The 8,931-nt window shown below is 75.5% G+C and carries 3 protein-coding genes; 1 reads left to right on the top strand and 2 read right to left on the bottom strand.

From position 1 onward, the window contains the following. The coding region (locus CCN29_RS30555; protein WP_143661414.1) for a type I polyketide synthase at positions 1 to 5,129 on the top strand (5,129 nt) is incomplete at its 5' end. A 119-nt stretch (positions 5,130 to 5,248) separates the two neighbouring features. On the opposite strand, the gene CCN29_RS30550 is transcribed toward CCN29_RS30555, so the two are convergent. Both CCN29_RS30550 and CCN29_RS30545 read right to left on the bottom strand, forming a co-directional pair. Further along, a complete protein-coding gene (locus tag CCN29_RS30550; protein ID WP_039985845.1) occupies positions 5,249 to 6,283 on the bottom strand; it encodes a ketoacyl-ACP synthase III family protein in 1,035 nt (344 codons plus the stop codon). Next, on the bottom strand, positions 6,273 to 8,931 hold a 2,659-nt coding region (locus CCN29_RS30545; protein ID WP_143661413.1), incomplete at its 5' end, for a type I polyketide synthase. The genes CCN29_RS30545 and CCN29_RS30550, both read right to left, overlap by 11 nt.

Genomic DNA, 8,931 nt, shown 5'->3' with positions numbered 1-8,931 from the left:
TGGGCTCGGTGAAGTCCAACGTGGGTCACACGCAGGCGGGTGCCGGTGTGGCGGGTGTGATGAAGATGGTGCTGGCGATGGAGCACGGGGTGCTCCCGGCGACGCTGCACGTGGACGCGCCGTCCTCGCACGTGGACTGGGACCAGGGCGCGGTGGAGCTGCTCACCGAGGCGCGGGAGTGGCCGACGGCCGGGGGCCGTCCGAGGCGGGCGGGTGTGTCGTCCTTCGGGATCAGCGGCACCAACGCCCACGTCGTCCTCGAAGCCGCCCCCGAACAGCCCGTTCCCGAGACGCCCGCGCGACAGGAGCCCTCCGGGGACGTGCCGTGGGTCGTCAGCGGCCGTGACCCGCAGGCCCTGCGCGACCAGGCCCGCCGCCTGCTCGACCATGTGCGGGCGCACCCCGGCGTGGCGCCGGCCGACACCGCTCTGGCCCTGGCCACGACCCGGACCGCCTTCCCGCACCGCGCCGTGCTCGTCGGCGCCGACCACGACGAACTGACCGCCCAGCTCCGCGCCCTCGCCGACGGCGCCCCGCTGCCGCCCACCGTGACCGGCACCGTCCGCACCGGCGGACGTACCGCCTTCCTGTTCACCGGGCAGGGCGCCCAGCGTCCCGGCATGGGCCGTGAACTGCACGCCGCCTTCCCGGTGTTCGCGGACGCCTTCGACGCCGTGTGCGCACGCGTCCCGGGGCTGCGCGAGGCCGTGTTCGGGGACGACGCCGACCTCGTGCACCGTACCGAGTACGCCCAGCCCGCGCTGTTCGCGGTCGAGGTCGCGCTGTACCGGCTCCTCGAGACCTGGGGCGTGCGGCCGGACTTCCTGGCCGGGCACTCCATCGGCGAGATCGCCGCGGCGCATGTGGCCGGGGTGTTCTCCCTCGCCGACGCCTGTGCCCTGGTGGCCGCGCGTGGCCGGCTGATGCAGGAACTGCCCGCCGGTGGTGCCATGTTCGCGGTCGAGGCGGCCGAGGACGAGGTGCTGCCGCTGCTCGACGGACGGACCGACGCCGGGATCGCGGCCGTCAACGGCCCCCGCTCCGTGGTCGTGTCGGGTGCGGAGGACGCGGTGGCCGAGGTGGCCGCCGAACTCGCCGCGGTCGGACGGCGTACGACCCGTCTGCGCGTCAGCCACGCCTTCCACTCCCCGCTCATGGACCGGATGCTCGACGCGTTCCGCGAGGTCGCCGCGAGCCTCACCTACAGCGAGCCGACCATGGCCGTCGTCTCCACCGTCACCGGACAGCCCGCGGAACCGGGCCTGCTCACCGACCCCGACTACTGGGTCCGCCACGTCCGGCAGCCGGTCCGCTTCCACGACGCCCTGCTGCGTCTGCGCGCCCTCGGGGCACGCCGCTTCCTCGAGGTCGGCCCCGACAGCCGGCTCACCGCCCTTGCCGAGACGGCCCTGACCGGGACGGCCCCGGCCGAGAGCGGGACCACGGCCGCGACGGCGGCGTCGACCACACAGGAACCCGTGTTCACCGCCGCCGTCCTGCGCGACCGGCCCGAACGGCACCGGCTGCTCACCGCCGTCGCCACCCTCTTCGCCCACGGCGTCGACCCCGACTGGACGGCGCTGCTGCCCGGCGCCCGCCCCGTGCCGCTGCCCACCTACGCCTTCCAGCGGCAGCGCTACTGGCTCCCCACCGTGCCGCTCGCCACGGCCGCCGGGACCGACCCGGCCGGCCACCCGTTCCTCGAAGCCGAGATCACCCGGGCGGGCTCGCAGGAACTGCTGTTCACCGGGCGGCTGTCGACGCTCACCCACCCCTGGCTCGCCGACCACGCCGTCCTCGGCCAGGTCATCCTGCCCGCCACCGCCCACCTCGACCTCGCCGTGCACGCCGGCGACCGGGCCGGCTGCGGTCACCTGAGCGAACTCACCCTCCTCAGCCCTCTCGTCATACCCGAACGGGACGCCGTTCCCGTCCAGGTCACCGTCGACGCCCCCGACGAGGCCGGCCGCCGTGCCTTCGGCATCTGGTCGCGTCCCGGCGGCGACGACGCCGACTGGCGTCCGCACGCCCAGGGCGTCCTCGCCCCGCAGGCGCCCTCCGAGCCGGCCGGCGACCTGGCCGCCTGGCCGCCGCCCGGCGCCGCCGTCGTCTCCGACGAGGACCCCTACGCCGCCTTCGCCGCGGCCGGGTTCGCGTACGGTCCCGGCTTCCGCGGACTGCGCACGGTGTGGGAGCGCGGCGACGAGGTGTTCGCCGAGGTCGAACTGCCCGAGCCGTACCGCGGGGACGCGGCCCGCCACGGTCTGCACCCCGCCCTCCTGGACGCCGCCACCCACGCGCTCCTGGTGCGCCGCCCCGGCGTGCGGGCCGGCGACGAGCCCGCCGCGCCGATGCTGCCGTTCGCGTGGACCGGACTGACCCTGCACGCCACCGGCGCCACCGCGCTGCGGGTACGGCTGGCCCCCGCCGGTCACGACCACGGATACTCCGTCCTCGTCACCGACACGGCCGGCCGGCCGGTCGCCACCGCCGACGCCGTCACCCTGCGCGCGGCGGCGCCCGCGCCCGCCCAGAACCGGCCCGAACTGCTGCGCTTCGACTGGCGGGAGACCGTCCCGGCCCCGGCCGTGCCGGCGGCGGAGACGGTGCGCTGGATCGTCCTCGGCACCGGCGACGACCGTGTCGCCGCGGCCCTGGACGAGGCCGGCGTCCACCTGGAGACCTACGCCGACCTGGAGGCCCTCGCCAAGGCGGTCGACACCGGCATGACCATGCCCGACGTGGTCCTGGTGGCCCCCGAACCCCGGCGCCCCGACGGGCAGGCCGTGCCCGACGCGGTACGCGGCCTGCTGACCCGGACGCACGAGCTGATGTGCGGCTGGCTGGCCGACGAGCGCTTCGCCGACTCCCGGCTGGTGTTCGTCACCCGCGCCGCCGTCACCGCGGGCCCGGCCGGCATCCCGGCCGGTGTGGTCCTGCCCGACGTGGCCGGGGCCGCACTGTGGGGACTGGTGCGCGCCGCCCAGGCCGAGCACCCCGGCCGGTTCCAGCTCCTGGACCTGCCCGGCGACCCCGCCGACGCCGACGACCGCGCGCTGCTCGCCGCGGTGGCCGCGGGACAGCCGCACGGCGCCGTCCGTGACGGCCGGGTCCTGCACCCGGACGTCGCCCCCGCCGCAATCGACGTCACCGCCCCCGGCCTGGCCGCCGGCACCGTCCTGGTCACCGGCGCCACCGGCGCCCTCGGCCGGGCCGTCGCCCGCCATCTGGTCACCCGGCACGGCGTACGCTCCCTGCTGCTGGCCGGCCGCCGAGGCCCCGCCGCCGACGGCGCGGACACCCTGGTCGCCGAACTGACCGCGCTGGGAGCCCGGGTCCGCCTGGAGGCCTGCGACGTGTCCGACCGCGCCGACGTGACCCGGCTGCTGACCCTGCTGCCCGACGACGCCCCGCTGACCGGCGTCGTCCACGCGGCCGGCGTCACCGACGACGCCGTGCTCACCGCCCTCGACCCCGGCCGGCTGCACACCGTGCTGCGCCCCAAGGCCGACGGCGCCTGGCACCTGCACCGCGCCACCGCCCCCCACGACCCGGCGGCGTTCGTGCTGTTCTCCTCCGCGGCCGGCGCCTTCGGGGCGCCCGGCCAGGCCAACTACGCCGCCGCCAACGCCTTCCTGGACGGACTCGCCGCCCACCGGCACGCGCTGGGGCTGCCCGCCGTCTCCATCGCCTGGGGACCCTGGGCCGACGACGGCGGCATGACCTCCCGCCTGTCCGACACCGACCGCGGCCGGCTCGCCCGCGGCGGACTGCGCCCGCTGGCCGCCGACGAGGCCCTCGCCCTGCTGGACGAGGCGCTGACCGGCACGGACCCCGCGGTGATCGCCGTCAGCACCGGCTCGGGCAGCGCCGGTGTGCGCGCGCTGCTCCGCCCGGCGCCCGCCGCGCCCGCCCGCCGCACCGTCGAGGCCGGACCCGCGGGCCCGGTCACCTCGACGCTGCTCGCCGGCGCCACACCCGAAGAGGGCCGCGCCCGCCTGCTCGGCCTGGTCCGCGACCTGGCGGCCACCGTGCTGGGCCACCCCTCGTCCGACGCGGTCGAACCCGACCGCCTCTTCACCGAACAGGGCTTCGACTCCCTGACCGTGGTGGAACTGCGCAACCACCTCGCCTCGGCGACCGGACTCAGGCTGACCCCCACCCTGCTGTTCGACCACGCCACCCCCGAGGCGCTCGCCGCCCACCTGTACCAGCGGCTGGACGCGGAGCCGCACCAGGCCGCCGCACCCGCCGACGGCCCGGTGCACGACGGCCCGCCGGTCCGCGCCGAGGACACCATCGGCGGCCTGTTCAAGGCGGCCTGCCTGGACGGCCGGGTGGACGACGGCTTCGCCCTGCTTCAGGCGGCGGCCGGACTGCGCCCCACCTTCAGCGACCCGGCCGAGCTGCCGTCCCGCCCGGAGGCGATCCGCCTCTCGACCGGTGACGCCGCCTCACCGCTGGTCTGCTTCAGCTCCTACGTCGCCCTCGCCGGCGTCCACCAGTACGCCCGGTTCGCCTCCCGCTTCCGCGGCCGGCGCGACGTGTGGGCGCTGCCCACGCAGGGCTTCGGCGCCGGGGAGCTGCTGCCCGCCACCTTCGACGCGGTGGCCGACCTGCACGCCGACGCCGTGCACCGCACCGTGGGCGACACCCCAGCGGTCCTGCTCGGCTCGTCCTCCGGCGGCATCCTCGCCCTGTCCGCGGCGCGGCGCCTCCAGGAGCGGGGCGCGCCGCCGGCCGCCGTCGTCCTCCTCGACACCTACATGCCGCGGGCCGACTCGCCGTTCCTGCGGTTCTCCCAGCAGATGCTGGGCGGCATGTTCGACCGGGAGTCGATGTTCGCGCACATGGACACCGACCGGCTGACCGCCATGAGCTGGTACGTCGCGCTCATCGGCGAATGGGAGCCGGGACCGCTGGACTGCCCGGTGCTGCTGGTGCGCTCCAGCGAACCGCCGGTGCCCGCTCAGCCCGGCGAGGAGCTGCGCCCCGAGGAGTGGCAGACGACCTGGGAACGGGCCCACACGGTGATCGACGTCCCCGGCAACCACTTCACCATGATGGAGGCCTACGCCCGCTCCACCGCCGAGGCGACCGACGACTGGCTCGCCGCCCGGGGCGCCTGACCGGGCCCCGCCCACGCCAAGGGCCCTGCCCCTCGAGAGAGGAGCAGGGCCCTTGAGCCGTGCCGGCGTGCCGTGCGCGGGGCGGTGAGGCGGGTCGTACGGGGCCCGGCGCGGGCCCGTCACACCGCCCAGGCGGGAATGTCGACGACGGTGACGACACAGGCCGTGGACATCCATCCCGGCCCCTGCGAGATCAGCAGGACATGGTCGCCGGGCGCCACCTCACGCGTGCGGACCAGGTGCTCCAGCGTGATGAACACGTCCGCGCCGCCCACGTGCCCGATGCCCTTGCCGTACTCCCAGGTCGAGCGGTCCATGGGCAGACCGAGCGGCATCATGACCGAGTACTCGACCATGCGGCCGTCCATGTTGATCGGCACCACCTTGGCGAGGTCGTCCGCGTTCAGGTCGGCACTCACCAGCGCACGGCGCACGACACCGAGGTTGAACAGGGTCAGTTTCTCGAGGGTCTCGGAGAGCGGCGTCTCGGTCTCGCTGTAACGCGTCGCCCGCTCGGCCATGTCCCCGTCGGACTTCTGCTGCCCTTCCGGCAGCAGGGAGCCGTCACCGCGGTGCCAGCGCTCGAGCTCCGGAAGGATGCCGGAACTCAGCGACCTGACCTGCGCGAAGCCCTCGTCCGCGCTGATCAGCGCCGACGCGCCGCCGTCGGAGAGGAAGTAGGCCTGCCCGAGCCCCGAATAGCGGTTCAGGTCCGGCGCGGTGAAGTTCTCACCGGACGTCAGCAGCACGGCCTCCGCCTGCGCCGCGCCGGTGATCTGGCCGACCGCCACCTCCAGGGCGCCGAGCATGCCGTTGCAGCCCTGGCGCAGGTACAGCGACGTGGCCGGCTCCAGTTCCAGCTCCCGCAGGACGTATCCCGGCGGGTAGGAACCCTGCGGACCCTGGTAGTGCACGGCGCTGTGCACATGGCTCGTGATGGAGTCCGGGTCGAGCTTCGAGCGGGACAGGGTGGTGCGCGCGGCGGCGATCGCCAGCTCGACGGCGGGGATGTCGTGCGCCAGATGGGTCCCGGTCAGCCCGTTGGCGTCCACCACGTCCTGGCCGATCAGTCCTTGCGCCACGGCCCGCTCGACCGGTTCGAACTCGTGCAGCACCACCCCGAGCGAGTCGATGAACACGTTGTCAATTCTCATCCTGGGACCTTCCGTTGTCGTCGAGGGGTGAGGCGGCCGGGGCGAGCAACTGCTCGATCAGATGCCGGGCGAGGTCCAGCGGCGTCTCGAAGTCGAACACCACACCCGCCGCCAGCCGGAGCCCCGTCGCCTCGACGAGCGCCGTACGCAGCTGCAGCGCGGTGAGCGAGTCGAACCCGAGGTCCTTCAGCCGGGCGTCCTCGGCCACACCGTCCGGTGCGCTGTGGCCGAGGACGGCACCCGCCCGCTCCCGCACCAGGGCGGTCACCACCGTCTCCCGTTCCTGCGGGTCCATCGCCGCCAGACGGTGCGGGAGGTCGTCCTTCTCCTGCGGGGTGTCCTGCGCCGTGCGGCGCGCAGGGGCGGACACGAGGGACCGCAGCACGGCCGGTACGGCGCCGGACCTGGCGTCGTCGGCCAGGGCGGCGAAGTCCAGCCGGGAGGCGACGACGAGGCTCCGCCCCGCCGCCCACGCCGCGTCGAAGAGTCCGAGACCCTGCTCGCTGCGCAGCGGACGCGTGCCGCGCAGCGCCGTCGGCCGCCGGTCCCCCGTGGCGGAGCCCGACAGACCGCTCGCCTCGGCCCACAGGCCCCAGGCGATGGATGTCGCCGGGACGCCCCGGGAGCGCAGATGGTGGGCGAACGCGTCCAGGAACGTGTTGGCCGCCGCGTAGTTGGCCTGTCCGGGACCGCCCATGATCCCGGCGGCGGACGAGTACAGCACGAACCGCTCCACTCCGTTCTCCCGGACCAGCTCGTGAAGGTGCACGGCCGCGTCCACCTTCGGGCGCAGCACCCTGCTCAGCCGCTCGGCCGTCAGGGACGGGAGGATGCCGTCGTCCACCGCGCCGGCGGTGTGCACCACCGCACCGATCCGCAGGCCGTCCAGCAGCGCGGCCAGCGCACCCCGGTCCGTCACGTCGCAGGCCGCCACCCGGACCCGGGCACCGAGCGCGGAGAGCTCGGCCTCCAGCGCGGCGGCGCCGGGAGCCTCGGGACCCTGACGGCTCGTCAACAACAGGTCATCCACACCGTGTTCGGTCACCAGGTGGCGGGCGAGGGCGGAACCCAGCGTTCCCGTGCCCCCCGTGATCAGAACGGTGCTCCCCGGGGCGACGGTGAACGCCGGGAGCGTCCCGGCCGGAGCCGGCCGGGTCATCCGCGGCACCCGCGCGGTCCGACCGCGCAGCGCCCACTGCGGTTCCGCGGACGCCACCACACGGTCCAGGGCACGCCACGTGGGCTTGGCGAGGTCGGTGTCCACGAGCACGAAGCGGCCCGGGTACTCCGACTGCGCGCTGCGCACGAGTCCCCAGACGGCGGATACCGCGAGGTCCGGCGCGGACGCGTCCTCGGCGCCGTTCACCCCGGCGACGGCCCCACGGGTGAGGAACACCAGCCGGGAACCGTCGTACACGGACGTCGTCACCCAGGCGCGGGCCGTCTCCAGGGCCCGCGCCGTCGCGGCGTGGACGGCGTCCACCAGCTCCTGGCCGGAGAGATCACCGGCCTCCCGCAGGAAGGGAACCACGACGACGTCGGGCACGGCCCGCCCGGCCTGAACGGCGGCGGTCAGCGCCGCCAGGTCCGCATACGCCTCCGCGTACCGTCCCGCCGTCATCAGCGACGAGCGCGCCTGTACGGGGTCGTCTCCCACGATGGCCCAGGTCGTGCCCGGGTCCACGGGGAGGTCACGCGTGCCGGTCTCCGCCCACTCGATCTCGAACAGGCTGTCCTGCTGCGCCACGTCCGTGGCCCTGAGCACGCCGTGCCGGACGGGCTCCGGGCGCAGGGACGCCGTCGACAGGACGGGGCTGCCGGTCGCGTCGGCCGCGAGCAGTGACACCGAACCGTCGGGGCGCGGAGAGAGCCGGGCACGCAGGACGGAGGCCCCGGACGCGTGCAGCGCGACCTCCCGCCAGGCTCCTGCCCGCCAGCGGCCCGGGGCCTCGGGCAGGACGCCCTTGACGGCCACCAGACCGAGCAGGACACCGGCCAGCACCGGGTGCAGCCCGAACCGGCGGGCCTCCGCGCGCAGCGCGTCCGGCAGGGCGAGCTCCGCGAACACCTCGGTGCCGCGGCGCCACACGCCGCCCACCGACGCGTTCTCCGGAAGCAATCCGGACTCGGCGACCGGCACCGCGTCCGCGGGCGGCCAGGCTTCCAGGTCCCACTCCGGCCCGTCCGCCGCAGCGGCCAGCTCGCCCGTCGCGTGACAGATCCACGGCAGGCCCAGAACCTCCTCGGAGCGCCGCGAGTGAACGGACACCGCGCGTGAGCCGGGCTCGGCGCCCTCGCCGACGGTGACGCGGATCTGGAGGGAGTCGGACGCGGGCACCACCAACGGCGCCTGGGGCGTCAGGCCGAGCAGCCGGCCGAGACCCAGCTGCTCCCCGGCCGCGAGGGCCAGCTCGGCGACCAGCCAGTCGAGGTCCGGCCGTGCGGCGTCGGGCCGCTCGCCCACCAGCCACGGGTGCGTCCTGGCCGAGAGACGGCCGGTGAACACCACGGTCTCGGTCCCGGGCAGCTCGACGGCCGTGCCCAGCAGGGGGTGCGAGGCGGACACCGTACCCAGCCCGGACGCGCCGCGCGCGGAGCTCGCGGACGGGGTGAGCCAGTGGTGGGTGCCTTGGAAGGGGTAGGTGGGG

Origin of the sequence: Streptomyces pseudogriseolus (assembly GCA_002154585.1) — a bacterium.
GTDB classification, from domain to species: Bacteria; Actinomycetota; Actinomycetes; order Streptomycetales; family Streptomycetaceae; genus Streptomyces; species Streptomyces pseudogriseolus.
The sequence above is the reverse complement of the archived record's forward strand: the minus strand, read 5'-3'. Positions and strand labels throughout refer to the sequence as shown.